General features: G+C 62.0%; 22 protein-coding genes and 1 pseudogene. 15 read left to right on the top strand and 8 right to left on the bottom strand.

What is annotated here, in order from left to right; genetic code table 11:
- Positions 1 to 234 precede the first annotated feature (234 nt).
- From QCE62_RS16820 to QCE62_RS16795, 6 genes and pseudogenes are all read left to right on the top strand, one after another.
- The gene (locus QCE62_RS16820) at positions 235 to 1,494 is read left to right on the top strand and encodes a glycerate kinase (protein ID WP_309922849.1); all 1,260 of its coding nucleotides are present in this window, start codon (positions 235 to 237) and stop codon (positions 1,492 to 1,494) included.
- 1 nt (position 1,495) lies between these two features.
- Complete coding sequence (gene pyk, locus QCE62_RS16815; RefSeq protein WP_309920601.1) at positions 1,496 to 2,914, top strand: pyruvate kinase; 1,419 nt, start codon at positions 1,496 to 1,498, stop codon at positions 2,912 to 2,914.
- A 7-nt stretch (positions 2,915 to 2,921) separates the two neighbouring features.
- Positions 2,922 to 4,229 carry a phosphopyruvate hydratase gene (gene eno / locus QCE62_RS16810; RefSeq protein WP_309920599.1) on the top strand — a complete coding sequence of 436 codons (1,308 nt, stop codon included), beginning with the start codon at positions 2,922 to 2,924 and terminating at the stop codon, positions 4,227 to 4,229.
- An 86-nt stretch (positions 4,230 to 4,315) separates the two neighbouring features.
- Entirely contained in the window at positions 4,316 to 5,620 is a 1,305-nt protein-coding gene (locus QCE62_RS16805) for an MFS transporter (protein WP_250491092.1), read from the top strand.
- A 281-nt stretch (positions 5,621 to 5,901) separates the two neighbouring features.
- Positions 5,902 to 6,134: pseudogene (locus QCE62_RS16800) on the top strand (MFS transporter); the annotation flags it as partial.
- 416 nt (positions 6,135 to 6,550) lie between these two features.
- Positions 6,551 to 7,039 (top strand): cache domain-containing protein, encoded by a 489-nt coding sequence (locus tag QCE62_RS16795; protein ID WP_309920596.1) that lies wholly within the window; start codon positions 6,551 to 6,553, stop codon positions 7,037 to 7,039.
- A 392-nt stretch (positions 7,040 to 7,431) separates the two neighbouring features.
- On the opposite strand, the gene QCE62_RS16790 is transcribed toward QCE62_RS16795, so the two are convergent.
- From QCE62_RS16790 to QCE62_RS16775, 4 genes are read right to left on the bottom strand one after another with little or no spacing between them, the layout of a single operon-like run.
- Positions 7,432 to 7,923 (bottom strand): 2Fe-2S iron-sulfur cluster-binding protein, encoded by a 492-nt coding sequence (locus QCE62_RS16790; protein ID WP_309920593.1) that lies wholly within the window; start codon positions 7,921 to 7,923, stop codon positions 7,432 to 7,434.
- Positions 7,911 to 8,840 carry an FAD binding domain-containing protein gene (locus QCE62_RS16785; RefSeq protein WP_309920590.1) on the bottom strand — a complete coding sequence of 310 codons (930 nt, stop codon included), beginning with the start codon at positions 8,838 to 8,840 and terminating at the stop codon, positions 7,911 to 7,913. Before QCE62_RS16785 ends, QCE62_RS16790 begins: the two co-directional genes overlap by 13 nt.
- Positions 8,774 to 11,197, bottom strand: a complete 2,424-nt coding sequence (locus QCE62_RS16780; RefSeq protein WP_309920587.1) for a xanthine dehydrogenase family protein molybdopterin-binding subunit — start codon at positions 11,195 to 11,197, stop codon at positions 8,774 to 8,776. The genes QCE62_RS16785 and QCE62_RS16780 overlap by 67 nt, the downstream gene beginning before the upstream one ends.
- Positions 11,194 to 12,531, bottom strand: coding sequence for an MFS transporter (locus tag QCE62_RS16775; RefSeq protein WP_404987399.1), 1,338 nt, complete (start codon positions 12,529 to 12,531; stop codon positions 11,194 to 11,196). The genes QCE62_RS16780 and QCE62_RS16775 overlap by 4 nt, the downstream gene beginning before the upstream one ends.
- Before the next feature lie 351 nt (positions 12,532 to 12,882).
- Here QCE62_RS16775 and QCE62_RS16770 point away from each other — a divergent pair, with 351 nt between their 5' ends.
- The 6 genes from QCE62_RS16770 to QCE62_RS16745 all read left to right on the top strand — a co-directional run bounded on the left by QCE62_RS16770 (position 12,883) and on the right by QCE62_RS16745 (position 18,242).
- Positions 12,883 to 13,647, top strand: coding sequence for an enoyl-CoA hydratase/isomerase family protein (locus QCE62_RS16770; RefSeq protein WP_309920581.1), 765 nt, complete (start codon positions 12,883 to 12,885; stop codon positions 13,645 to 13,647).
- 52 nt (positions 13,648 to 13,699) lie between these two features.
- The gene (locus QCE62_RS16765) at positions 13,700 to 14,611 is read left to right on the top strand and encodes an SMP-30/gluconolactonase/LRE family protein (RefSeq protein WP_309920578.1); all 912 of its coding nucleotides are present in this window, start codon (positions 13,700 to 13,702) and stop codon (positions 14,609 to 14,611) included.
- A gap of 94 nt (positions 14,612 to 14,705) precedes the next feature.
- Positions 14,706 to 15,503, top strand: coding sequence for a TetR/AcrR family transcriptional regulator (locus QCE62_RS16760; protein WP_309920575.1), 798 nt, complete (start codon positions 14,706 to 14,708; stop codon positions 15,501 to 15,503).
- A 43-nt stretch (positions 15,504 to 15,546) separates the two neighbouring features.
- Positions 15,547 to 15,990, top strand: coding sequence for a VOC family protein (locus QCE62_RS16755; RefSeq protein WP_309920572.1), 444 nt, complete (start codon positions 15,547 to 15,549; stop codon positions 15,988 to 15,990).
- 154 nt (positions 15,991 to 16,144) lie between these two features.
- The gene (locus QCE62_RS16750) at positions 16,145 to 17,488 is read left to right on the top strand and encodes an LLM class flavin-dependent oxidoreductase (protein ID WP_309920569.1); all 1,344 of its coding nucleotides are present in this window, start codon (positions 16,145 to 16,147) and stop codon (positions 17,486 to 17,488) included.
- Between the two features lie 70 nt (positions 17,489 to 17,558).
- Positions 17,559 to 18,242 (top strand): TetR family transcriptional regulator C-terminal domain-containing protein, encoded by a 684-nt coding sequence (locus tag QCE62_RS16745; protein WP_309920566.1) that lies wholly within the window; start codon positions 17,559 to 17,561, stop codon positions 18,240 to 18,242.
- 34 nt (positions 18,243 to 18,276) lie between these two features.
- Here the strand turns inward: QCE62_RS16745 and QCE62_RS16740 are convergent, their stop codons facing one another.
- Entirely contained in the window at positions 18,277 to 18,894 is a 618-nt protein-coding gene (locus QCE62_RS16740; RefSeq protein WP_309920564.1) for a TetR family transcriptional regulator C-terminal domain-containing protein, read from the bottom strand.
- A 77-nt stretch (positions 18,895 to 18,971) separates the two neighbouring features.
- The gene (locus QCE62_RS16735) at positions 18,972 to 20,318 is read right to left on the bottom strand and encodes an LLM class flavin-dependent oxidoreductase (RefSeq protein WP_309920561.1); all 1,347 of its coding nucleotides are present in this window, start codon (positions 20,316 to 20,318) and stop codon (positions 18,972 to 18,974) included.
- A 165-nt stretch (positions 20,319 to 20,483) separates the two neighbouring features.
- Here QCE62_RS16735 and QCE62_RS16730 point away from each other — a divergent pair, with 165 nt between their 5' ends.
- From QCE62_RS16730 to QCE62_RS16720, 3 genes are read left to right on the top strand one after another with little or no spacing between them, the layout of a single operon-like run.
- A complete protein-coding gene (locus tag QCE62_RS16730; RefSeq protein WP_309920557.1) occupies positions 20,484 to 21,596 on the top strand; it encodes an extracellular solute-binding protein in 1,113 nt (370 codons plus the stop codon).
- Between the two features lie 53 nt (positions 21,597 to 21,649).
- Entirely contained in the window at positions 21,650 to 22,147 is a 498-nt protein-coding gene (locus tag QCE62_RS16725) for a 6,7-dimethyl-8-ribityllumazine synthase (RefSeq protein ID WP_309920555.1), read from the top strand.
- The gene (locus QCE62_RS16720; protein WP_309920552.1) at positions 22,144 to 23,286 is read left to right on the top strand and encodes an ABC transporter substrate-binding protein; all 1,143 of its coding nucleotides are present in this window, start codon (positions 22,144 to 22,146) and stop codon (positions 23,284 to 23,286) included. The genes QCE62_RS16725 and QCE62_RS16720 overlap by 4 nt, the downstream gene beginning before the upstream one ends.
- Positions 23,287 to 23,301: 15 nt before the next feature.
- Here QCE62_RS16720 and QCE62_RS16715 read toward each other — a convergent pair whose 3' ends face one another.
- Together QCE62_RS16715 and QCE62_RS16710 are read right to left on the bottom strand one after the other, a co-directional pair.
- The gene (locus QCE62_RS16715) at positions 23,302 to 24,630 is read right to left on the bottom strand and encodes an NtaA/DmoA family FMN-dependent monooxygenase (RefSeq protein ID WP_309920549.1); all 1,329 of its coding nucleotides are present in this window, start codon (positions 24,628 to 24,630) and stop codon (positions 23,302 to 23,304) included.
- A 23-nt stretch (positions 24,631 to 24,653) separates the two neighbouring features.
- Positions 24,654 to 25,841, bottom strand: coding sequence for an ABC transporter ATP-binding protein (locus QCE62_RS16710; protein WP_309920546.1), 1,188 nt, complete (start codon positions 25,839 to 25,841; stop codon positions 24,654 to 24,656).
- Between the last annotated feature and the right edge of the window lie 29 nt (positions 25,842 to 25,870).

The raw sequence follows: 25,870 nt of genomic DNA, 5'->3' as shown, positions 1-25,870 counted from the left end.
AAACACCTGACATAAAGACATCGCCGCAGCGCTGCGCGGTCGGCTGAACTCGTCCTTACGCGACAAATACAACGCAGGAGACAAGATGTTCACCCCCCTCAATCTCGCACCATTCATCTCTGTTCTGGCTTGTGCGTCGAGACGAGAACAGACATGAAAACGGCCGCCCACTTAAAGTCGTCGGCGGACATCGACACGCGCAACGAACTGGATATCGATCGTCTGCTGCAAGACATGTTCGGGGCCGCTATCTCCACTGCACAACCGGCACTACGCGTGCCCGACTTCCTTCCGACACCGCCTCGCGGGCGAACCATTGTCATTGGCGCAGGCAAAGCGTCCGCAGCCATGGCAAAAGCTGTCGAAGATCACTGGACAGGTCAAATCGAGGGCCTTGTCGTCACACGTTACGGATATGCCGTTGCGTGCGAGCGAATCGAAATTGTCGAAGCGGCTCATCCGGTTCCCGATGAGAATGGGCTGAAAGCTGCGGGGCGAATGTTGCAGCTTGTCTCGGGACTGACAGCCGACGACCTCGTTCTCTGTCTCATCTCAGGAGGTGGATCTTCGCTGTTGCCGCTACCGGCTGAAGGCCTGACGCTGCAGGATAAGCAGGAAATCAATCAGGCCTTGCTATCCAGCGGCGCGACCATCTCCGAAATGAACTGCGTCCGCAGACACCTCTCGGCAATCAAGGGTGGTCGGCTTGCTGCGGCCTGCTACCCGGCCCGCGTCGTCAACCTGATCATCTCCGACGTGCCCGCCGACACCGCAAGCGATATCGCATCGGGGCCCACCGTGCCGGATACGACGACTTGCGCGGATGCGTTAGCAGTGCTGCGACGCTACGAAATTTGTGCGTCGCCCGCCGTCATCGATCTACTGGAAAGCAATCGCACAGAAACACTGAAGCCGGATGACCCGCGCTTGCTCACCGTCGAAACTCATTTGATTGCTACGCCTCAACTCGCTCTCGAAGCGGCAGCAACGCGGTCACGCGCGGCAGGAATTCAAGCGTACATCCTCGGTGACGCAATCGAGGGCGAAGCCCGTGACGTAGGAGCTGTGATGGCCGGCATCGCGAAGCAGGTTAGCCGACGCGGCCAGCCCTTCGTAACGCCCTGCATCCTGCTGTCCGGCGGTGAAACCACGGTCACCATCCGCGGCACCGGCCGCGGCGGTCGCAACGTTGAATTCCTGCTCTCGCTTGCGGTCGCGCTGAATGGTGAACCTGGTGTTTTTGCTATTGCGGGTGATACGGACGGCGTTGACGGCCAGGAGGAAATCGCTGGTGCATTGCTCAGGCCCGACACCCTGGCGCGCGCCCGGGATCGCGGCATCCGGCCAACCGAGCGGCTCGAAGACAACGACGCTCACGGCTTTTTTCAGGCGCTTGGCGACTCGGTCATCACCGGGCCGACGCTGACCAACGTCAACGATTTTCGTGCCATTTTCATTGCCGCTCAGCACGGTGATCTTTCAGGGAGTAGATAAGATGCGCCGCAATCGAAATGCAAAAATTGTTGCCACACTGGGTCCGGCCAGCACTAGCCGCGAAACCATTGAAGCGTTGTTCAAAGCGGGAGCGGATGTCTTCCGGCTGAACTTCAGCCACGGAACTCACGAGGATCATCAACGTCGTCTCGAAGTCATCCGGTCTGTCGAGCAAGACGCAGGTCGGCCCATCGGCGCGCTTCTTGACCTTCAAGGTCCGAAGCTGCGGATCGGCACGTTCGTCGACGGCCCCATCAAGCTTGAGAAAGGCGCAACGTTTCGACTTGATCTCGACGCAAAGACTCCCGGTGACATCAATCGCGTCGCCTTACCGCATCCGGAAATCTTCGCGGCGCTCAAGGCGCAAACGAATCTTTTGCTTGACGACGGACGCGTGCAACTCCGGGTCGAGCGTTGCGGTCCGGACTTCGCCGAAACCTCCGTTGTCGTCGGGGGCGCGCTCTCCGAGCGCAAAGGTGTCAATGTTCCTGACGTGGTGCTTCCGCTCTCCGCGATGACGGACAAGGACCGTCGCGATCTGGAGTTCGGCCTCACGCTGGGCATCGACTGGTTGGCGCTTTCCTTTGTTCAACGCGTCGAAGACATCATCGAGGTCCGAAAAATTGTCGGCGACCGCATAGGCATCGTCGCGAAGCTGGAAAAGCCTGCGGCGATCGGAAGCCTTGATGCGATCGTCGCGGAAACAGACGCCGTGATGGTCGCCCGCGGCGACCTGGGTGTAGAAATGCCGGCCGAGCAGGTGCCGGCAATCCAGAAGCGCATCGTGCGTGCCTGTCGCAAAGCCGGCAAGCCAGTCATCGTGGCGACGCAGATGCTCGAGTCGATGGTTACAGCCCCTGTTCCTACGCGAGCGGAGGCCTCTGACGTCGCGACGGCCATCTACGACGGCGCCGACGCAGTGATGCTATCTGCCGAATCGGCCAGCGGCAAATATCCCGTCGAAGCCGTACGGATGATGGATCTCATCATCGCCCAGACAGAAGCCGATCCGTACTACCGCGAGGTGATCGCGGCCTCGCATGCGGCACCTCATGCAAATACCGCGGATGCAATCGGGTATGCGATGCGCCATGTCACAGGTCTGCTTAACGCGGTCGCGACGGTCGCCTACACGAGTTCCGGATATTCGGCGCTGAGGATGGCGCGTGAACGACCGTGTGGGCCGATTATCGGCATGACCCCACGACAAGCTACGGCCCGTCGCCTGGCTCTTGGGTGGGGTGTCCACCCCGTCCTTTGTGACGAAGTCATCGACGTACTCGAAGTCAGCGACCTAGCGTGCGACACCGTCCGCGAAGAAGGGTTTGGAGAAACAGGACAGACCGTCGTGATTTCTGCGGGAGTGCCTTTTGGGACACCCGGCACAACCAATCTTCTGCGTATCGCGCAAATCCAGTGAGGACGATATGACACGCATTCAAGACGTCAAGGGCTTCGAGCTGCTCGATTCCCGAGGCAATCCGACCGTCGCGGCGCGGGTGACACTCGACGATGGATCGAAAGGGTTTGCGGTGGCGCCGTCCGGCGCATCGACCGGCGCGCGCGAAGCGCTGGAACTACGCGATGGCGACAAGTCGCGATACGGCGGCAAGGGTGTGCGGCGTGCGGTAAGCCACGTCGATGGCGAGCTGCGCCAAGCGTTGCTCGGGCTGGATGCCGCCGATCAGCCGGGCATCGACCGCCGCATGATCGATCTCGACGGAACGCCGACAAAGGCTCGTCTCGGCGCCAACGCGATCCTCGCGGTCTCGCTGGCATCGGCGAAGGCGGCTGCGGCATCGGCGGGCCTGCCGCTGTACCGCCACGTCGCGACGATGCCGAGCGCCCGCCTGCCCTTGCCGATGATGAACATCATCAACGGCGGCGCGCACGCAGACAACAACGTCGACCTGCAGGAATTCATGATCCTGCCGCTCGGCGCGCCGAGCTTCTCGGAAGCGTTGCGCTGGGGCGTCGAGGTGTTTCATGCATTGAAGGGCGTGCTGAAAGGCCGGGGGCTCTCCACATCGGTCGGCGACGAAGGCGGGTTCGCGCCCGATCTGTCGTCGAATGAGGCCGCGCTCGACACGATCATGCTCGCGATCGAGACCGCCGGGTTCGCTCCCGGCAAGGACATTGGCCTCGGACTGGATACCGCGAGTTCAGAGTTCTTCCATGACGGCAAGTACGTGCTGACGTCGGAGAACCGCAGCTTCGATTCGCAAGCCTTCGTGGACTACCTCGCGAAGATCGCCGATGGCTACCCGATCGTGTCGATCGAGGACGGCATGTCGGAAGGCGACTGGGAAGGCTGGAAGCTCCTGACCGATCGTCTCGGCGGCCGCGTGCAACTCGTCGGCGACGATTTGTTCGTGACCAACACGGAGATCCTGAAAGAGGGGATCGAAAGGAAGGTGGCGAACTCGATCCTGATCAAGCCCAATCAGATCGGCACGCTGACCGAGACGCTCGCTGCCATCGCGATGGCGGATCGCGCGGGTTACTCGTCGGTGATCTCACACCGCTCGGGTGAGACCGAGGACACGACGATCGCCGACCTCAGCATCTGCACCGCTGCAACCCAGATTAAGACCGGCTCGCTCTGTCGCTCCGACCGCGTGGCGAAGTACAACCGTTTGTTATTGATCGAGGCGGAAGTCGGTGCTGAGGCTTTTTATTCCGGGTCTCAGGCGCTTGCGTCAGTTCGAAAGGCGTACCACGCAAGAGCGGTCTAAAAGGACCAGGTTGCAGAGCGAATCCAAACTTGAGGCCGCATAAGACGGCTGTTTATCAATCAGATATCTGAAGTCGGAGACATATCATGGATCAGGATCTCGAAAAGCGTACCTTGCGCAAAGTCACTTGGCGTATCGTGCCTTTCATTATGCTGTTGTACTTTATCGCCTATATTGACCGGGTCAACATCGGCTTTGCGTCCCTAACGATGAGGACGGATTTGGGGTTCACTGCCTCGATCCTCGGTTTGGGTGCTGGGATCTTTTTCTGGGGCTACTTCTTGTTTGAAGTGCCTTCGAACATTGCTCTGCACAAAGTGGGCGCCCGTTTGTGGATTGCTCGGGTCATGCTCACGTGGGGCATCATTTCCGCGTGCATGGCCTTCGTGAAAGGGCCCACAAGCTTTTACATTGTTCGTTTCCTTTTGGGCGCAGCCGAGGCAGGCTTCTTTCCGGGCATCATCCTGTACCTCAGCTATTGGTTCCCGGCACGTCATCGCGCAGGGGTGGTCGCTTTTTTCATGGCCGCGGCTCCGATCTCTACCGCCCTCGGGTCACCACTCTCTGCCGCATTGCTCGAAATGCACGGTGTCATGGGTTTGCACGGCTGGCAGTGGATGTTCATTCTGGAAGCAATACCAGCGGTGATTTTGGGTATCGTCGTCTTCTTCTACATGACGGACAGGCCCGAAAAGGCGAAATGGCTTAAGGACGATGAGCGCGCCTGGCTGGTCGGTGTAATGAACGACGAAAATGCAAGGAGAAGCTCAAGCGGCGCAAAGCACGGAATTATCAGTGGCCTGGCCAATCCTCGTGTACTCGCATTGTCCCTGATCTACTTCGGTACCTCCGCGGGCTTGTACACGCTTGGGATCTGGGCGCCACAGATCATCAAGCAACTGGGGGTTTCGTCGATGACGGTCGGTTTGCTCAATGCGATTCCTCCCACTGTATCCGTGGTAGCAATGGTCTTATGGTCGCGCCATTCTGACCGTACCAACGAACGCACTTGGCACGTGGTGATTGCATGTGTGGCGGCGGCAATCGGGCTTTCGGTTGCGGCGGTTTCCAGCAGTGTTGTCGGTCTGATTGCCTCCCTGACGTTGGTCAATATCGGAATCAGTTGCGCCAAGCCTCCTTTGTGGACCATGCCGACCATGTTTCTGTCCGGTGCTGCGGCCGCCACGGGTATCGCCACGATCAATTCAATCGGCAATCTCGGCGGATTTGCCGGCCCTGTGATAATTGGGTGGGTCAAGGACCAAACGGGTAGCTATGCCGGCGGGCTCTATTTCGTTGCCGGTCTCCTCGTGTTGTCCGCTGTGATGACGCTGCTGCTAGCTCGCTCGCAGAAGTCGCCAGTCACGCCTGGTAGTGCGGCGGTGCATTGAATCTCCAAATGCAGGCCCTTAAGCTCAATCCGTTGTCGTCGCAGTCCGAGCTGATCGGACATGCGACGGCAACGAGCTCCCGGCGACATTGAACATCCTGGCGAGGGTCGACTACGCGGGCAGCGTGTACGGTCAAAGTTTTCGATAGTCACAGCATCAACGGTTTAAGGCGACGGTCCGCGACGACGTCTGCCGATCCGCCGGCGCAACAGTGGCGCCGAACGCACCGGGTCGCCCGGCAGGTTCCGCTGAAAAGGAAGTATCGCCACGTTTCGGGTGTGTTTGTTTCGGATGCCGGAGCGGCTGCGGGCATTGCAATGATCAACTCGCTCGGCAATCTCGGCGGCTTCGTCGGCCCTTTGTGATCGGTTGGCTGAAGAAAGTGACCGGAGGTTATTCGGACGGGCTGCATGTTGTGGCTGCGACGTTGGCGGTATCTGCCATCGTGACGTTGATGCTGCGTCGGCGAGCACAGCAAACATACGCACCGGTTGGCGAGCGGCACGGTCACTAAACGTACTCATCGTCGGGCATCGACGCGGTCGGCATATGGATTCAATCTGGCGTTGGCCGGCCGCCGGAATCTCATTGATGTCGCAAAGGTGGCTTACTGAGGACTTCATCGAAAGCGGTCGTTCGGTGCCACGCCTCCGACCGTCCCTTCCCTGGCCGAGAGCGTAAGCTCGATGAACCTTCTACAGAGCTGTCGTTTGGGCTGCCCGTGTCAGAATTTCGATGGCGAGTCGGAACGCGAATAAACGGCCGGTTACCGACATTCGCGAACGTCCGTTATCGAGTCGCCTATACCATGCGGCAAAACTATCCTGGGCGAGCTACGCTTCATGGACTAGTCTTTTGCATGCGAGCAGGTGCTTCTGTTCCACACGCTCCTTTGGTGCAGCGCTGAAATCAATGGTTGGAGATCGTGCAATGAACGGCAAATCCATCTTCACCGGCATCTTGTTACTGGCTGGATCCTTCTGCCCCGTGTCACCTGCATTTTCTCAGTCATCTCCTCCGACGTCCGACACAGCAGCTCAAACCAAAGCGCTGGTCGAGAAGGCAGCCGCGTTGATAGACAGCAGAGGCAAAGCCGCGTTTTCCGAGTTCAGGATCAAAGGCAGTGAGTGGTTCCATGGCGACACCTATCTGTTTGCTTACGATTTGAACGCAAATGTACTGTTGAATCCGGCTTTCCCTGCACGGGAAGGGACCAACGTTCGCGGCCAAACAGATACCAACGGCAAGCTCTTTCATGACGCGATGATCCAGACGGCTGAAACAACGGGATCGGGCTGGGTCGACTATATGTTCCTGAGACCGGGGCAGACTGAGTCATCGCATAAATGGACCTACGTGAAGGCAGTCAAGATTGACGGAGTTCCAGGCTTGGTGGGGTCGGGCTTCTATGCGCAGTAGGTTCGGGCCGGCGGCGTTCGCGTGGTCATCTCCTGCAGCTTTCCGACAAGCGGCCGTTTAGCCGCCTTACCGCATGATCATCCTCATGCGGGCTTGTCTTCGCTGATGCGCGTCACATCGACAGTTGAATGTGCTTTCGGTGCGCGAATTTCACAGCTAGAACTTCCGCTCCAGGCCGTCAAGCCTCGTTCGCCGTTCCTGGAAGCCGACGTTTGATTGCGCCGCATCGCGAACGACAGCTACGTGGCGAACTGCAGCCGCACGAAGGATGAACGGGAAGGTCGCCAAAGGCCGACAAGCACCGATTGAGTATCGGCGACATATGAAGAAGTCTGGTCGTCCGAACAATAACCGCATGGCTCAGACAAGCGGCAGAACCTAGCCGGCATTTCTCACCCAGCCCCCGCCAATCCCCCCCGCGAACCCTTCCCCCACGCCGCCCTATAAACCGCATCGACAATACTTTCATACCCCGTACACCGACACAAATTCCCACTAATCCCACGTCGTATTTCCTCGTGGCTAGGCAAAGGATTCCGCCTAAGCAACTCCGCCGCCGCGACGAGCATGCCGCTCGTACAGAACCCACACTGAAACCCATTCTCCGCAATAAAAGCCTCCTGCAGCCGTTCGATTCCGTCCAGACCTTCAATCGTCCGTACATCGTTATCCGATATCGCCGCCGCAAGGACAAGACAGGACTTCCTTACTTCGCCATCGAGCAAAACGGTGCATGCGCCGCAATCACCCGTAAGGCATCCGACACGTGTGCCCTTCGCATCCAAGACGTCACGAATCAGCTCAACAAGCAGCATTCGTGAATCCGCGCACACCGAGCGCGGCTCGCCATTGAGCGTCAACCGTACCTCGATCATCTTTTCCATATCTTCGTTTCCGTGAGCAGATCGCGCAGATGCCGTTTAACGACGCCCGGCACGATGGCGCGGCGATACTCCGCATCAGCGAGTTCATCGCTCCAGCCTTCGCCAATAAGTTTCAACACGCTCGCTGCCGCCTGTTCGATAAACACCTCAGGCACAAACGCCTCCAAATCGATCACGAAGCTCACAAAAGCCGGCCGACAACCCGCCCCACCGACCGCGAGCCGCACGCTGACTTCTTCGCCGCGATGCAGCGAGCAAGCGACCGTGACGATGGGCCAGGAACTCGCACTTGCCTTGTACTTCTGATACCGGCACGCCACCAGCGTCGCGTCAAGCGGCAGAAGAATGTTCATCAAAAATTCGTCTTCACGTCGCCCGGTGCGAAAGGCGTCGACAAAAAAGTCCTGTGCGCTAACGCGACGCATGCCTGTCGAAGACCGCAATTCAAACAGTGCCTCCATCGCAGCAAGACAGCCCGGCGCGTCAGACGAAGGATTGGCAAAGCTTGCCGCTCCACCTAATGTGCCCTGATTGAGGATTGAAGCGCCGCCGGTTATCTGCGCGGCCATCGCGGCAAGAAGCGGCGCATGCCGACTGATCAACGGCGAAGCAAGCAACCGTGCATAGGTCGCCATGGCGCCAATACGCAGATAACCATCATCCAGCACCACTTCATCCAGGCCAAGCGAAGCCAGACTGATCAGATGCGCGGGTCGCACGAGATTCGCCGACATCGACGGCACCAGCATCGTGCCACCACCGAGCACAGCCGCTTGCTCACGATACGCGTTCATCAAAGCTGCGGCTTCGTCGAGATCGCGAGGCCGGTGAAATTCGAACCGATGACCAATCACGCCCGCGACTCCCGCAATGCCGCCGTCACGCGGGCGGGCGTCGCCGGCACGTGCTGCAAGCACGCGTCATCGCCCAAGGCATCCGCGACGGCATTGCTGACGGCCGCAAGCGCGCCGCCCAGCCCCGATTCGCCCGCGCCCTTCATGCCCAGCGGATGAAAAGGATTCAGCGTGACCCGATGTCCGACGCGAATCGGCGGCAGATCGTTCGCTCGCGGCAACAGATAGCTTTTGAACCGATCCGTGATCATGCGATGCTGGCTGTCGAACTTGATCTGTTCCCACAACGCAACCCCGATGCCCATCACGATCGCCCCTCTCAACTGCCCCTCGACCAGCGCCGGATTGATCATTGCACCGCAATCGTGCACCACGGCGTAATCCAGCAGCTTGCTGTTGCCGGTCGCCATGTCGAGTTCCAGCGCCACGGCATGAACCGAGTACGAGAAGGTCGGATAAGTAGCGATACGGCCCTGTGCATCGGGTTCCACACGCACGTTCTTCGGCGCGAAACTGCACGTCACTTCGAGTGGCAGTGTCACACCGGCCGCCACCGTGAAAGGTCGCAGATGAGCGCCCAGCGCCAGTTCGGCGACAGAGATCCTCTTGCCCTCCGCCTCGCGCCACGCATGGCCGTCGCGCAGCACGATCTCCTGCGCCGCTCCGCCCAGCATGTTGGCCGCGCATTGCGCAAGCCGGCCGCGCAGTTCCTGCGCAGCGAGATAGGCTGCCGTGCCGCCGTACATGAGCGCACGGCTGCTTGCGTTGCCGGTGCCCAGCGGCGTGACGTCGGTGTCGCCCTCGATGACGCTCACCTGTTCGGCTCGCAACCCCAGTTCGCCCGCGACCATCTGCGCGATGCCCGTGTCACTGCCACTGCCGGGCGAAGTCACGCCCGTCAATACCTGGACATCGCCCGAGGGCATGATGCGCACCGTCGAGGTCTCGTAACCGTTGGGGAAGTTGCCGGGACGGGCGCCGCCTTCCGGCGTGAGCTCAAACGCAATGCCGACGCCAATACGCCATTCCGAAGCACGCGCAGCCTCCGCGCGCTGTCTCCATCCAGGGAAATCGAACATCGTCTGCAACTGCGCGAGACCGCCTGGATAATCGCCGCTGTCCACGTTCAGCCCGGACGGCAGCAGACGCGGCAAGGCTTCGCGCGCAACCAGATTGCGTCGCCGCAACTCGAGCGGATCGATGCCGGTCTGACGCGCCAGCAGATCAATGGCCCGCTCCAGCACGAGATTGCCGATCTCCTTGCCGTAACCGCGAATGGCTTGCCAGGGCGGCTGATTGGTGATCGCGAGCGAGCACTCGATGTCGCAATGCTCGATCGTATAGACCGTCGGAAACACAGCCGGCGTCACGAGCGCCATCGCCCAGCTATGACCGGCGCCCATGATCCCCACGTCCACCAGAATCCGGTCGCGCCAGCCTGTCAGCCTGCCCTCTTCATCGGCGGCAATCTCGAAGCTGTGATGCTGCGAACGCGAGCCGGCAAGCAGCGTTTCACGCCGCTCCTCGACCCACGCTACCGGCCGCCGCGTAAGACGGCTGAACAGCGCGACCAGTACTTCTTCGGGATGCCCCGCCATCTTCAGGCCGAACGTGCCGCCGATGCGCGGCGCAATCACGCGTACCTGAGACTCCTTCACGCGCAACGCGCTGGCCAGCAGCCATCGGCTCGTATGGGGGTTCTGGAACGTGCCCGTCAACGCATAGCGCTCGGCGCGGGCATCCCATTGGGCGATGTAGCACAAGGTTTCCATCGGCGCGCTGGTCGATGATCCGATCGTCATTTCGCCGCGCGCTATATGCGCTGCCCGCGCAAACGCGGCATCGGCGTCACCGGAGCGGATGCGATCGCGCACCAGCAGATTGGTGTCCCAGCCGGGCTGGACAATCGGCGCATCATCACGCAACGCATCGAGCGCGTTCGTGGTCGGCGCGCGCACTTCATACGCGACGCGGATCTTCGCGAGCGCCGCCTGTGCATCATGCACCGTGGTCGCGACGAGCGCCGCCACCGGCTGGCCAAAATAAGTCGCATGGCCAAGCGCAAGACAGCGACTCTGCAAGGGACCGCGCGCGCCTTTCGCGGGGAGGTCCATCGCGGGTGGCATCGCATCGCTCATGCGGGCCGCCTCCTCGCCGGTCAATCCTGCCACCACGCCTGGCATGGCGAGGGCTTCGGACAGGTCGATGGAAACGATCGTGGCGCACGCATGAGCGCTGCGCAGTATGGCGAGATGCAGCGCGCCTGACGGGATGAGATCGGCGCTGTAGTCCACGCGTCCCGATACGAAACGCACGCCGTCGAGACGCGCCACGCTTTCCCCGATCAAGCTTCCCGGCGATGCATCCTTGAAGTGATGTTCCATGTCTGTCACATGCCCTGCCGCAGATTGATCTGTCATTCGTGGATGCGGCGCGTACCGCGCATCGCAAGCATCCCGCATGCTCCGAGCGCAAGCAAGGTCGTCATCAGATAGAGGCCGCTGTTCAACGAGCCACTCAGCGTCTTGAGCCAGCCCATCGCGAAGGGGCTCGCAAAACCGCCGAGCAGGCCGAGACTGTTGACGAACGCGATCGCCGCCGCAGCAGCGGCCGATCCCGCAAAGTAATCCGACGCCAGCGACCAGAGCAAGGGAATGGTCACGAACACGGTCGTCGATGCAATCGTCAGCAACACGATGGTCGTAGTCAGATCATGCGCCAGAAGCGGCAGCAGCGAAAGCGCGATTGCACCGGCGAACGCCGCGAGCGCACCATGCCAGCGACGCTCCAGTTTCCGGTCCGAATGACGGCAGATCAGCACCATGCCTACGGCTGCGATGCCATACGGAATCGCCGATAGCCAGCCAATGCGCTCCACGCTCGTCACGCCTGCGCTCTTCAGCACTGTCGGCAGCCAGAAACTCAACGCATAGGTGCCGCAAATGAAGGTGAAGTAGGCGAAGCTCATGAGATACACCTTGGGGTCGCCGATCACCTGCCGCAACTTCCCGGCATGTTCAGCGCCCGTTTCCTGGCCGTCGACGCGCAACGCGCGGCGCAAGGTGTCGCGCTCGGGTTCGGTCAGCCATCTGGCGCGCCCGATGTCATCCGAGAGCGTGAACCATGTAACGGCGCCGAGCAGCACGGCCGGCGCCGCTTCGACAATGTACAGCCACTGCCAGCCCGCGAGCCCCGCGACGCCGCCGAGATGCGACATCGCCCAACCCGACACCGGCCCGCCGATCATTCCGGCAATCGGAAAGCCTGTCATGAAGAGCCCGAGAATCTGCCCGCGACGGTGACGCGGAAACCACTGGCTCAGGTAGTAGACCACGCCCGGAAAGAAACCCGCCTCGAACACGCCGAGCAGGAAGCGCAGAAGATAGAACGCGGTCGGACTCGAGACGGTCGCCATCGCGCAGCCGGTGATGCCCCACAGGACCATGATGCGCGTGATGGTCTTGCGCGCGCCAATGCGTTGCAGCAGGAGGTTGCTCGGCACCTCGAACAGGAAGTAGCCGATGAAGAAGATCCCGGCGCCCAGTCCGTACACCGCATCACTGAAGCCCAGCGCATCCTGCATCTGCAGTTTGGCAAAGCCGACATTGATCCGGTCGAGATAGGCAACCACGTAACACACGATCAGCAGCGGCACGAGCCGTAACGCCACCTTGAGATAGAGCGCGTGATCCGCGTCGCCCGGGACCCTCGTTTCTGCAGGCATGTCTGCATGTAAAGCGGCTTTTCTCGACATGATGGCCCTCTCAGTAAAGATGGACCAAACGGGATGCAAACGACGGATAGCGATTCATCAACTGTCTCCTGGTCCTGCCGGCGCTCGATGTCGGCGGCGTGTGCTCTTGTCGGGGCGCGCCCGAAGGCGCCGGTTCGTCCTGATCGAAATCCCAAAAACTGATCGATCGAACAGTCAGCACAGTAGCGGACGAGTCAACGCCCGGTCAACGACGATCTCGCCCGGTATTTCCCCTGTTGACTGATCGATCAGTCAGGAATAGGATCGGCGTCTGAAGAGCCTGTTCGGATAGCGCCGGCGACAACGCCGGCACGCACCGACGCCACATCCCAACGTTCAGAGGACCCAGCCGTGACCCAATTCAACGATTACGCAGACAAGTTCGAGACCATCCGCATGACGCGCACCGACGGCGTGCTGGAGATGCACTTCCACACGCACGGCGGCCCGCTTGTGTGGAACCTGACCGCGCATCGCGAGTTCGAGCAGGCGTTCCTCGACGTGGGCCGCGATCGTGAAAACGACGTGGTGATCATGACCGGCACCGGCGACGCCTTCAGCGGCCCCCCGATCGCCCCTGGCATGCATCAGAACCGCAATTCGATGACGCCGACGATCTACGACCCGATCTACTGGGAAGCGAAGCATCTGCTCATCAATCTGCTCAATATCGAAGCGCCGGTGATCAGCATCCTGAACGGGCCGGCCGTACGGCATGCGGAGATCCCGTTGCTGGGCGATATCGTGCTGGCATCCGATACCGCGACCATCCAGGACACCGCGCACTTCCAGGGCGGCATGGTGCCCGGCGACGGCATGCACCTGATCATGCCGCTGCTGATGGGCCGCGCGCGCGGTCATTACTTCCTGCTCACGGGTCAGAACATCAGCGCCAGCGAGGCGCGGGAGATGGGTCTCGTGAACGAGGTCATGCCGGCCGCAGACCTGCTCCCGCGCGCCCGCGAACTCGCGCAGCTGATGCTCAAACAGCCGCGTCTCGTGAGACGCTATACGCGCACCTGCCTGAACCAGGAACTGAAGGCGCGCCTGCATGACGTACTGGGCTACGGACTCGCGCTCGAAGGCCTCGCCCGCATGAAGGAACCGGCTGCCTGAGGCGGCGCTTCGCAACTGCATCGCCATTCACACCGCATATCAAGGAGGCAACATGACTGTCAGCAGTATCACGAGGCCCATCGACATGGTGGGCTCGGTTATCGACGTAGTCGATTCCACCCCCGACGTTCTCGGCGAATCGATCATCTGGGACGAGAAAACGCAATTGCTCTGGTGGGTCGACGGCATCGGCCAGGCCATCCATCGCCTCGACATTTCCAGCGGCGTCAAGAAAAGCTGGCCGATGCAGGAAGAGATCGGCAGCATCGGGCTGCGCGCCAAAGGCGGCCTGCTGGTGGGCATGCGGTCCGGGTTCTATTTCTTCTCGCCCGAAACCGGCGAGCTGACCGAGATCGCGCGCCCCGACGCCGAACGGCCGAAGAACCGCTTCAACGACGGCAAGTGCGATAGGCACGGCCGCTACTGGTCCGGAACGGTGGAGGCCGCCGCCTATACGCCGCGCGGCCGCCTGTTCCGGCTCGACCCGGACCTGCAGCCGAAGCTGATCATGGAGGGCATCACCTGCATCAACGGCATCAGCTTCAGTCCGGACAACCGCCTGATGTACATGACCGACTCCTTCAGTTGCCAGATCGATGTGTTTGACTACGATTCAGTCGACGGCGCCATCTACAACCGCCGGAAATTCGCAGACGTGCCGCTCGGGCGCGGCATCTGCGACGGCTCGACCGTCGATGCCGATGGCTGCTTCTGGAGCGCGAACATGGACGGCTGGTGCGTGACGCGCTACGACCCGCGCGGACGGATCGACATGGTCGTCAATCTGCCGGTGCGGCGCGTGAGCAGCCTGTGCATCGGCGGACCGGATCTGGATACCTTGTTCATCACCACGGCGCGTCGCCGGATGAGCGAGAAGGAACTGGCGCAGCAGCCGCTCGCGGGCAATGTGCTGGCGGTGCGGCCCGGTGTGAAGGGACTGCCGGAGCCGGAGTTTCTCGGCTGATGTCACACAGTGGCCCGACTCTGCCCTGTCGGGCCACGCAGGGTTCACGGTATACTGACTGATCGATCAAATAGCCTGGAGAGGTCGCCCCGGAATGAGTGCACAACGAGACAAGTCTGCGAAAGCCGCCAGTCCGGCTCAGGAGTCCGACCGCGGATCGGGCTCGCGCCTGTCGGCGATCCTGAATGCGGCCGAGCGGGTGTTCGGCGAGCACGGCTATGCCGGTGCGAGCATGCGCAACATCGCCGATGAAGCCGGAGTCGCCCAGGCGCTCGTGCATTATCACTACGCGACCAAGGACAAGCTCTACGAGGCCGTCTTCGAGCGCCGCTCGTCGGCCATCAATCTGCATCGCGGCAAGCTCCTCGACGCGCTGTTCGCGAGCGAGCAGACCGTGACGGTCGAAGACGTACTGACTATCGCCTTCACGCCGCTGTCGGACATTTTCGACGGTGAAGAAGCTGCGAACCTTGCGCTCTATGTGCAACTGGTCGCTTCCGTCAGCCTCGGCAGCGATGAGCGTTCACGACGCATTCGCGAGACTTATTACGACCCGATCGCGGAACGGTTCATCGATGCACTGCATACGGTGTTGCCCGGCATTGCACGCGAACAGGCAGTATGGGCCTATCTGTTCTCGGTCGGGGCACGGCAACAGGCGCACGCGCTCAATGGCCGCGCGAAGCGCCTGGGTGCGCGGGACCGCGCGAAGAAGTCGACGGCTCATTACTCCGATCTCGTGCGCTTTGCGGCCGCCGGCATCCGCGAACTGGTACGCAATGGCGCGGAAACGATGGACACCGGTGGGACCTCAGGCAAGACCTCAGGCAGGACCTCAGGCAGCAAGGCGAAGGCGACGAAGACCCCACGCGCTCGCAACGCGTCGGCATAGTCGAGCACTGAGCCAGGATCCGACACAAAAGGAGCAAGGTCGCATGGTGGATGACATCGGAGCGGATGCCCAGGCACAACGACTCGTCGAATTCGACAACGTCGCCATTTCCGTGACTGACATCGATCGTTCCGCGGAGTGGTATGGCCGCCTGTTCGGATTCCGTCGCGGGTACTCGACCTACATCGAATCCTTGCATGCGCACTTCCAGATACTCGAACGGAGCGACATGCGGATCGAACTGCTTTCGCGCGCAACGACCGTTCGCAACCCCGATGCCGCTATTGTCCCTGGCCCGCATATCGACAAGACCGGTGCAAAGGCGGTCGTATTCCGCACGTCCGACCTCGAAGCCGTGACATCGCACCTCGAGAGGGAAGGCGCGATCTTCGAATGGAAGTTGCAAAACCTGTCCGAAGATGGCTTGCGCGCAACGATGATCCGCGATCCCGACGGCACCATCATCAACATCCTGCAATATCCGTAAGCATCGGATCCCGATCAAGGCCGCATTCCGCGCCCCCTCTTTCGCCTGCAAATTTTGTTGGACATCCAACATTTATTGGGCTACCTTTCTTCCTCATCGCCGCGTCGCCGTGGCGCGGTCAACCCCGCGGTCCAACCCTTTTCCCGGAGTCGAAATGAAGCCCCGAGTCATGCATATTGGCGCCTTGCTGTCCCACGTCGGCATTCATCCGGCTGCGTGGCTGCATCCAGGCACGCCGCTCGGTGGCGAAGTGGACCTTTCGTTCTGGATCAATCTCGCCCGGATCGCCGAACAGGCCAGGCTCGACTTCATCTTTCGCGCCGATTCACCCGCCAGCCGCGACGGCGACATCGAAGCCATCACGCGCTATCCGGGCCATATCGCGGATCTCGAACCTGTCACGCTGATGTCCGCGCTCGCGGCGGTCACGAAGCACATCGGCCTTGCCAGCACGGCCTCGACGAGCTTCTACGAGCCCTATAACGTCGCCCGCCTGTTTGCCACGCTCGATCATCTGAGTGGCGGACGCGCGGGCTGGAACGTGGTCACGTCGTCGGCGCCGCTTGCCGCGCTCAACTTCAGTCGCAAGGATCATGAAGACCACGCGCGCCGGTATGCGCGCGCGAACGAATTCGTCGATGTGGTGCTGGGCCTGTGGGATAGCTGGGACCAGGACGCGTTCATCCGCGACCGGGCAAATGGCCGCTTCTTCGATCCGTCGAAGCGTCGCGTGCTGGATCACAAGGGCGAGTTCTATCAGGTGCGCGGCCCGCTCGACGTACCGCGCAGTCCGCAGGGCCGGCCCATCGTGATCAATGCCGGCGGCTCGGAGGCCGGCATGGAAATGGCCGCCCGCACCGCCGACGTCGTCTTCAGCGTGGACCGCAATATCGACAAGGCGAAGGCGTTCTATGCCGATCTCAAGGGCCGCATGGGCAAGTACGGCCGCCGTCCGGAAGAGCTGAAGATTCTTTGCGCGCTCAATCCTTTCGTCGGGGCCAGCGACGCCGAAGGCCAGGAAAAGCTGGACTTGCTCCAGTCGATGATTCATCCGGCCGTCGGCCGCGAGATTCTGTCCGTGGACCTGGGCGGCATCGACCTGCGCGATCTGCCGCTCGACGAACCCATTCCCGAATCGGTGCTGCCGCCTTCGAGCAATGCCACCAAGTCCTACTTCGACAACATGGTCTGGGCCATCCGCGAACAGGGGCTGACCGTGAGGCAGCTGTATCTGGCCTGCGCCGCCTCGCGAGGCGGCATGAATGCGATAGCCGGCTCGGGCGAAACCGTTGCCAACCGCATGGAGCAATGGTTCAACGAGGGCGCGGCGGACGGCTTCATGGTCCGCGTTTCACATCTGCCTGGAGGCCTGGAGGACTTCGCCCGTCATGTGTTGCCCGTGCTGCAGGAGCGCAAGCTGTTCCGCACCGAGTATTCCGGTCCGACGCTACGCGACCAGCTGGGTCTCGCGGAGCCGGCGCGGCATCGCGTGTCGTGAGCCGTTCGAGGCTGACTTACAATACGTGATCGTCGAGTCGTGAAATGATCTGAACGGGAGACCAGCACCCATGGCGACACCTCTTTCGTCTGCCCGCAAGAAGCGCGGACCTTCGCGGATCGCTATCGAACGGCGGCGCGACCTGATCGAAGCGGCGATACGCGACATTGCGCGAAATGGCTACGCCACCGTCACCGTGGCGTCGATCTGCGCGGAGGCCGGCTTCTCGCGAGGCCTGATCGGCCATTACTTCACCAACAAGGAAGAGTTGCTGCTCGAGGCTGTCAAGACCGTCGCCACCGAGCTGGGAAGCGCCATCCGCGACGCTGCCAACGCCGCCAAGCCGGACCCCGCCCAGATGCTGCATGCGCTGATCCACGCCAGCTTCACACCGCCTGGCCTCACGGACGAAAAGATCGCCGTCTGGGTGTCGCTCGCGAGTTCGGCACGCTGGTCCGAGCAACTGGCGAAGATCTATCGGGAAATCTGGGTGGACTACCGCTCCGGCGTGGGCCGTCTTTTCGCGCGCGCAGCGGAGGCGCGCGGCGTCGCCATCAATGCGTCGCATGTCGCGCTCGCCTTTTCGCAGCTGGTGGAAGGACTGTGGATCGGACTGGCCGCCAATCGCAGCAGCATCAACGCGAACGATGCCGAGCATTGCTGTCATCACTACGTCGATCTGATCCTCGATGCGAAGACGCAATCGCCCGCAAGCGCAGCACCGGCCCCACGCAAACGCCGCGCGCTGGCCTGAAGACCGGCGGCAGGCGGCTGCACCCCGTCCGGCGTTACGGCTGCTTGAAGATGGCGTCGAGGTAAGTCAGGCAGGCCGACTCGGCGCGCTGCCGGCTGATTTCAGTGGAATCGGCAACCCAGCCCACCCATAGACCTTCGATCAAATGCGTGAACGTGAGTGCGGCCAGCCTCGCGTCGAGTTCGATGCCGCGTGTCTGCGCGGCGCGCTCGAACAAGCGTGCGAGCGCCTCGCGATACCCCGTCCATAGCTCGTGATAGAGCTGTGTCAGTTCGGGCGACCAGCCCGCGTTGCCGGCCAGTGCAGCCCACACGCAGGCATGGGCCTCGGTAAAGGCCGGCTTGCCGAAGCTCGCACGCGCCGTGGCATACAGGCGCGCGACGGCGTCTTCACCCGCCGCCGATACCGCCTTGCGAGTACTCGCGCCGATCTCCGCGGCGACCGTCTTCACCGCTTCCAGGAGCAACTGATCCTTGCCCTTGAAGTAGTGGCCAATCAAGCCACGCGAGATGCCCGCAGTCTCGCTGATGGTATCGACGGTGACGTCGTTGTAGCCGATCTCGCCGATCGACACGATGGCCGCGTCAATCAACTTGCGCTTGCGCGCCTCGGGGTCGCGCGAGCGCGTACCTTCCGCGGGTTTGACACTCATTCGATTTCTCCCACTGCTGGGCGGCGCACAGGCTGCGCGGCCCATGTTCCAGGCAGCGTCAGATATTAGCAGATGCCTCAGGCCGCACCGCGCCGCTGCTGGACGCGCGGACGTGGCAGACCCAGATGTTCGCGCAGCGTCGAGCCGCTGTAGCCGGCCCTGAAAAGACCGCGCCGGCGCAACTCCGGAATGACCAGCGTGACGAAGTCCTGAAGACCGTCCGGCAGCGACGACATGCCCAGCATGAAGCCGTCGCACGCGCCCTGCCCGAACCATTCCTGCATCTCGTCGGCAATCTCCTCCGCCGTGCCCACGATGAACTTGCCGCCGCGCGCCACCGCATATTTTTCGTAGAGTGTGCGCAGCGTGAGCGTGCCCTCTTCGGACATCGCGCGAATGTACTCGAGATAACTCTTGCCGCCTTCCGTCGATGCAGGAATGCGGTCGAGCGGCAAAGGGGCATCGACGGACAGGTCCGACAGATCGATGTTGTCCAGGTCGATCGCAAGAATCTCCCGTCCGACATCGGGATGCAGCTTTTCCTGCAAGCGCGCGAGCTTGTCCTCCGCCTCGCTTCGCGTGCGGCCTACGATGGGATTCAGCGCGCTCACGATCTTCAGGTCGTCACGCGAACGCCCGAAGGCCTCGAGGCGCCCTTTCAGGTCGGCATAGAAGCGTTGCGCGCGTTCGAGCTCGGCTTCGGACGAGAAGACCAGTTCGGCCGTCTCGGCGGCCAGCGCCTTGCCGGCCTCCGACCCACCCGCCTGGACGATGACCGGATAACCTTGCGGCGGCCTCGCGATGTTCAGCGGACCGCGTACCGAGAAATGCTTGCCGGTGTGATCGAGGCGACGCAGCCTGGCCGGATCGAAGAACGTCGAGGTCGCGCGGTCGTGGACGAACGCATCGTCATCCCAGCTATCCCACAGACCCTTCACCACTTCGATGAACTCCTTCGCCCGTTCATAGCGTGCCGCGTGACCGGCGCGCGCGTCGGCGCCGAAGTTCAGCGCCGCGGCCGCCTGCGAGGTCGTCACGACATTCCATGCCGCGCGGCCGCGGCTCAGATGATCGATCGAGGCGAACTGGCGCGCCAGATTGTAGGGCTCGTAAAAGCTGGTCGACACCGTGGCCGCCAGACCAATGCGGCTCGTGGCCGCCGAGAGCGCGGCCAGCAACGTGACCGGCTCGAACTGGTTGGCGTACAGCGGCCACTTGCTGATCGCATGGAGGTTGCCATTGCGGATCGCCGGCACGTCCGCGAAGAAAACGAAGTCCAGCGCACCGGATTCCGCCGTCCGGGCCACGTCGATGTAATGACCGATATCGTTCTCGGCTCCATCCGGAGCATCGGCCACCAGCCACGCCGCCGGATGATTGCCGTAGGGCTGGATCAACACGCCTATCTTCATCTCTGTCTTCATCAATTCGCCTCCGGGTTAGCCTCGTTGATCGACACGCACTGCATCGCTTGCGTTATTTTTTTGTTGAACGTATAACAAGATTAACACGGACAAAAGCACTGTCAACAACCGGCGAGGCGGCGGATACGAACCGGACCGCGCTTTCGTCGCACAGGAGGATGTCTCATGAACGCAAGGTCCAGACGGGTTCCACTGTCTGAAGCGGCGTCGTCGATGCGGCGCAAGATTTTGAAAGCCACCAGCGCCGGCACGCTGCTGTCCGGTTTGTCGAGTCTGGCGCCGCTTGCGTCGGCACAACAGAAGACGCTCAATATCGCGTCCTACGGCGGCAGCTACAACGATGCGCTGAGAAAGGCATGGCTCGATCCGTTCGAGCGCGAGACCGGCGTCAAGGTCAATCTCGGCGTCAACGCAAGCCTGTCGCTCGCGAAGTTGCAGACCATGAATCCGAACGGCGCGGAATGGGACATCGTCGATCTCACGGCAACCGAATACAGCATTGCACAGGCGCAGAACGTCCTTGCTCCGCTCGATCTGAAACTCGTCGACACGAGCAGGATGCTGCCGGACTATGTCGCCAGCCACGGATTCTGCTATGCGCTCTATATCTGGGGCATGGCGTGGGACCGTCGCAAGATCCCGGACGCAAGCGCGCCCAGGTCATGGATGGAGTTCTGGGACACGAAGCGCTACCCCGGCAAGCGCTCCCTGCTGGCCGTGAACAACGACGGCGCGTCCATGGAGGCTGCGCTGCTGGCGGACGGCGTAGCGGAATCGAAGCTGTATCCGCTCGACGTGCAGCGCGCCTTTCGCAGTTTCGACAAACTCGGACGCGAGAATATCGTGTGGGCCACCGGCAATCAGGAGCCGGTTCAACGGCTGACCTCCGGCGAATGCGCGCTGGCGGGCATGTACGTCGGGCGGGCCATCATGGCCAACCGCGCCGGCGCGCAGATCGGGTTTTCATTGACGCAATCGAATGTCGGCATGGACTATCTCGGCGTGATCCGCAATGCACGCAACAAGCCCGAAGCCTTCGCGCTGCTCAATTACATCGCGACGCATCCGGAGCGCGCGGCCGAATTCACGGCCATTACGTCTTATCCGGTGCCGATCAAAGGCCTTGCGTCGCTGTTGCCGCCGAACGCAGCCGACGTCAAGGCAGTCCTGCTCGACGACCCGATGGTCCGCGCCAAGGTGCATTTCAAGGACACGAAATGGTGGGTGGATAACCTGCCCCAGGTCGCGGCGGCATTCAAGCAGTGGCAGCTCATCTGACGGAAAAGCGTTTCCCGTTCCCACTCAAGTCTCAATCACACGGTCTGACAGGCATGACGCACACCTCATCGATCACTTCACGACGGCGCCGTATCGCTTTCGTTCAGGCTTGCTGGCATCGCGACATCGTCGACAACTGCAAGGCCGCCTTCCTCTCGACCATGCTGGAACTGGGCTATCAGGCCGATGACCTGCACTGCTTCGAAGTCCCCGGCGTGTTCGAGATACCGCTCTGTCTCAAGCGACTCATAGCGAGCGAGGAATTCGATGCCGTCGTCGCGGCGGGGTTGATCGTCGATGGTGGAATCTACCGGCATGAATTCGTGTCGACCGCCGTGATCGACAGCCTCATGCAGCTTCAGTTGCAGACCGGCACGCCGGTCATTTCCGCCGTGCTCACGCCGCAGCGCTTTCATGAAAGCGATGTGCACCATGCCTTCTTCCTCGAACACTTCAAGGTCAAGGGACGTGAAGCCGCACACGCCTGTCACCAGACCCTGGACACGCTGCAACGCGTCGAGGCTTCCCTGACTCCAAGAGGCACACGATGAACCTCAAGACCTGCGTAAGCGCGTCCTTCCTGATTGTCACGCAGGCTTGCCTGGCTCAGGTCAAGGTCGGCGTCACGGTGAGCTCCACCGGCCCCGCGGCCTCTCTGGGCATTCCGGAAAAGCAGACCCTCTTGCTGATGCCGGCGAAGATCGGCGCTTACGACGTCGAATACATCGTGCTCGATGACGCCTCGGACGCGACCACGGCTCGCAGGAACGTCCTGCGCTTCACCACGCAGGATCACGTCGATGTGATCATCGGCTCGTCGACCACGCCCGCGACGCTCGCCAACATCGAAGTTGCCGGCGCATCGAAGACGCCGATGATCAGCCTGGGCGCCGGCTCCAGCATCATCGAGCCGATGGACCCCAACCGGCGCTGGGTCTTCAAGACCCCGTACAACGACAAGACGACCGCGAACGCCACCGTGCGTGACATGCAGCGCAAGCACATCAGGACGGTTGCCTTCATTGGCGCCGACGACGGTTATGGCGAAAGCTGGCTGAAGGAACTGAAGGCCGCGACGGGCCCGGCCGGCATCACGCTCGTGGCGCAGGAGCGCTTTTCTTCGCGCGATCCATCGGTGGTCGCACAGGTGCTCAAGGTGATTGCAGCGAAGCCCGATGCGGTCCTGATCGCCGCATCCGGCACGCCCTCCGCGACACCGCAGATCGAGCTTCGCGACAAGGGCTACAAGGGCCCGGTCTATCAGACCACCGGCGTGCTCAACGAGGATTTCATCCGCGTGGGCGGCAAGGCCGTCAACGGCACGCTGGTCGCCGGCGCGCCGGTGACGGTGGCGGCCGATCTGCCGGACTCGCATCCGGCCAAGCAGCCGGCCATGGCGCTGACCGCCCTGTGGAAAGGCAAGTTCGGTACGGACAAGGTGAACGCATTCGCTGGTTATGCCTGGGACGCGTATCTCGAACTCAACGCCGCGATTCCCCTTGCGGGCAAGACTGCGCGGCCGGGTACGCCGGAATTCCGCAGCGCATTGCGCGACGCGCTGGAAGGCCTTCGAAACGTGGCGACGACCAACGGTCTCGTCACGATGTCGGCATCCGACCATAACGGCTATGGCCCCGACGCACCGTCCATGCTGACGGTGCAGAACGGCAAGTGGGTGCTGGCGAAGTAGGTTTCGCCAGCCGGCTCAGGCGTCCCCGTCCCATGCCTTGGGGCGGGGCAGATGCAGATGGCCTCGCAAGGTGTCCGCTTCATAAGCGCGCCTCGCATAGCCCTTCTCCTGCAGCGCGGGGACAAGGTGCGCGCAGATGGCATCGATGGAATCCGGGAAGGTCGGCGCATTGAGGCTGAAGCCATCGCAAGCGCGGGCCTCGAACCACGCGATCATCTGCTCCGCGACCGCTTCCGCCGACCCGCAGATCAGCAGATGCCCCATGGCGCTGCTGAAGTTGATCAGCAGATCGCGCAGCGTACTGCCGGGCTGGCTGGCAACCGTCCTGTAGGCGAGAATGCGCGGCCCCGACGGATGCGTCCGCCACACGTCGAAGCGTTCCGCGGGCACCGGCTGATCGAGCGCGAGGCCATCGAGAGACACCGAGAACATCGCGCGGAAACGCTCGCGCAAGTCCTGGAAATCCATGAACGCAATGATCGATTCGAACAGATCGCGTGCTTCGGCATCCGTGCGGCCAACGTAGGGAATGAGACCCGGCAGGACCTTCACGTGATCCGGGTCCCGGCCGAACCGCACCACGCGTTCCTTTTGCTCGCGGTAGTACTGGATGGCCTGGTCCTTGTCCGGCTGAGTCGTATAGATGATGTCGGCGAATTCGGCGCCGAAGTTCAGACCTTCGGCGGATTGACCCGCCTGGACCAGTACCGGATGGCCTTGCGGTGAGCGCGGTATGTTCAGCGCGCCTTTTGCCCTGAAGAACTCACCCGCGTAGTCGAGCGGCTTCACCTTGTCCCGCTGCAGCCAATGCCCGCGCTGCTTGTCGTTGATGACGGCGTCATCGCTCCAGGCAGACCAGAGCTCGCGCACGAGGCCGACGAACTCGGCCGCGCGCCGGTAGCGGTCCGACTTCGCCGGCAGCGCGATGCCATGCGCGTCCGCGCCGAACGTGGAAGTCACGATGTTCCAGCCCACCCGTCCTCCGCTCAGCAGGTCGAGCGCGGCGAGCTGGCGCGCGATCGTGAACGGCTGATTGAAGGTCGTCGAAAGCGTGCCGATGATCCCGATCCGCTCCGTCACCGCGGCGAGCGCGCCCATCGTCGAGATGGATTCATACGGGCTGCCCAGCGCGAGATCGCCGTCCAGCAGGAAGTCGGCGCCCGGAATATCCGCGACGAACACGGAATCGAGCTTCGCCGCTTCGTAGCGCTGCGCAATGGCCTTCACGATGCCCACCGTACCGATCTCTCCCGACCGGCTCGTCGGCAAGCGCCAGGCCCGCGCGTCGTAGCCGCCCGGCGCGAGAAACCCGCTCAACACCATGTTCGATCGACGCCCTCTCATGATTTCCTCGCCCCGATTGTGCTCTAGACCGCTTCGCGCAACTGCACGCTCATGTCGTGCGTCTCGCGACCGCTTCCCGCCACTTGCTTGTCGCCCGGTTCGACATCCACGCCGAGCACTTTCGCGTCTTCCCTCGACCAGCCAAGCCGGATCAACGCGCCCTCCGCAAGCCTGCTGATGCGCTCGGGCGCGTTGCCGATGATCGACGTGATCTCGACACCTGATGCCACCGTGCAGACACGCACGAACTTGCCGAGGAACGCGACTTCGCGCACGACGGCATCCACCATGATCTCGGCGCGTTCATCAGCGGCGAGCACGCTGATCTTTTCAGGGCGAATCGAAACGAAGGTTTCCGGGTGGCGGCTCAGCTGCGCCCGCTCGACATCGGACGCCGCCGGGAAACTGAACCCCGACGCGAGCGTCACTTTCACGGCGCCGCTTCCGGCCGTGTCCGCGACGCACGACAGCAGGTTCGTCTCGCCGAAGAAACTCGCGACGAACGGCGTGCGCGGCGACGCATAGAGCTCGCGCGGCGTTCCTATCTGCACGATCTGGCCATGGTTCATCACCGCGATGCGGTCGGACATGGTCATCGCTTCTTCCTGGTCGTGCGTCACGAACAGGACCGATATGCCGAGCTTGCGCTGCAGGCTCTTGATCTCGTATTGCATGCGCTCGCGCATCGACTTGTCGAGTGCGCCGAGCGGCTCGTCGAGCAGCAAGGCATCCGGCTGGAACACCAGCGCGCGCGCCAGCGCCACCCGCTGTTGCTGTCCGCCGGACAGCTCGCGCGGACGCCTTTCCTCGAGGCCCGCAAGACCGACCTTCTCAAGCATTTCGAGCGCCATCGAGCGCCTCCGCGACTTCTCGACGCCCCGCATGCGCAGCGGGAATTCGACATTCTGCCGCGCACTGAGATGCGGAAACAGCGCATAGCCCTGGAACACGATGCCGAAGTTGCGATCCTTCGGCGCCCGTCGCACGACATCGACGCCGTCCACCTTGATCGCGCCCGAACTGGGCGACTCGAAACCGGCGACCATCATCAACGTCGATGTCTTGCCCGAGCCGCTCGGCCCGAGCAACGTGACGAACTCGCCCGGTTCGATGGCGAGCGACACATCCTTCACCGCCTTGAAACTGCCGTACGCCTTCGAGACATTTTCCAGGGTGACGCGTTTGACCTGTGGCATTTCTGATCGAGACATGACTGAATCCGGAAACGAGAGTGAAGAGA

The organism is Caballeronia sp. LZ033, from assembly GCF_031451265.1.
GTDB lineage: Bacteria > Pseudomonadota > Gammaproteobacteria > Burkholderiales > Burkholderiaceae > Caballeronia.
Note: the sequence above shows the minus strand (reverse complement) of the source record. Positions and strands in the feature narration are given on the sequence as shown.

Coding starts and splice junctions, on each gene's coding strand:
- QCE62_RS16820 (WP_309922849.1), top strand. CDS start 235: ATGTTCGGGGCCGCTATCTCCACTGCACAACCGGCACTACGCGTGCCC.
- pyk (WP_309920601.1), top strand. CDS start 1,496: ATGCGCCGCAATCGAAATGCAAAAATTGTTGCCACACTGGGTCCGGCC.
- eno (WP_309920599.1), top strand. CDS start 2,922: ATGACACGCATTCAAGACGTCAAGGGCTTCGAGCTGCTCGATTCCCGA.
- QCE62_RS16805 (WP_250491092.1), top strand. CDS start 4,316: ATGGATCAGGATCTCGAAAAGCGTACCTTGCGCAAAGTCACTTGGCGT.
- QCE62_RS16795 (WP_309920596.1), top strand. CDS start 6,551: ATGAACGGCAAATCCATCTTCACCGGCATCTTGTTACTGGCTGGATCC.
- QCE62_RS16790 (WP_309920593.1), bottom strand. CDS start 7,923: ATGGAAAAGATGATCGAGGTACGGTTGACGCTCAATGGCGAGCCGCGC.
- QCE62_RS16780 (WP_309920587.1), bottom strand. CDS start 11,197: ATGACAGATCAATCTGCGGCAGGGCATGTGACAGACATGGAACATCAC.
- QCE62_RS16775 (WP_404987399.1), bottom strand. CDS start 12,531: ATGTCGAGAAAAGCCGCTTTACATGCAGACATGCCTGCAGAAACGAGG.
- QCE62_RS16765 (WP_309920578.1), top strand. CDS start 13,700: ATGACTGTCAGCAGTATCACGAGGCCCATCGACATGGTGGGCTCGGTT.
- QCE62_RS16760 (WP_309920575.1), top strand. CDS start 14,706: ATGAGTGCACAACGAGACAAGTCTGCGAAAGCCGCCAGTCCGGCTCAG.
- QCE62_RS16755 (WP_309920572.1), top strand. CDS start 15,547: ATGGTGGATGACATCGGAGCGGATGCCCAGGCACAACGACTCGTCGAA.
- QCE62_RS16750 (WP_309920569.1), top strand. CDS start 16,145: ATGAAGCCCCGAGTCATGCATATTGGCGCCTTGCTGTCCCACGTCGGC.
- QCE62_RS16745 (WP_309920566.1), top strand. CDS start 17,559: ATGGCGACACCTCTTTCGTCTGCCCGCAAGAAGCGCGGACCTTCGCGG.
- QCE62_RS16740 (WP_309920564.1), bottom strand. CDS start 18,894: ATGAGTGTCAAACCCGCGGAAGGTACGCGCTCGCGCGACCCCGAGGCG.
- QCE62_RS16735 (WP_309920561.1), bottom strand. CDS start 20,318: ATGAAGACAGAGATGAAGATAGGCGTGTTGATCCAGCCCTACGGCAAT.
- QCE62_RS16730 (WP_309920557.1), top strand. CDS start 20,484: ATGAACGCAAGGTCCAGACGGGTTCCACTGTCTGAAGCGGCGTCGTCG.
- QCE62_RS16725 (WP_309920555.1), top strand. CDS start 21,650: ATGACGCACACCTCATCGATCACTTCACGACGGCGCCGTATCGCTTTC.
- QCE62_RS16720 (WP_309920552.1), top strand. CDS start 22,144: ATGAACCTCAAGACCTGCGTAAGCGCGTCCTTCCTGATTGTCACGCAG.
- QCE62_RS16715 (WP_309920549.1), bottom strand. CDS start 24,630: ATGAGAGGGCGTCGATCGAACATGGTGTTGAGCGGGTTTCTCGCGCCG.
- QCE62_RS16710 (WP_309920546.1), bottom strand. CDS start 25,841: ATGTCTCGATCAGAAATGCCACAGGTCAAACGCGTCACCCTGGAAAAT.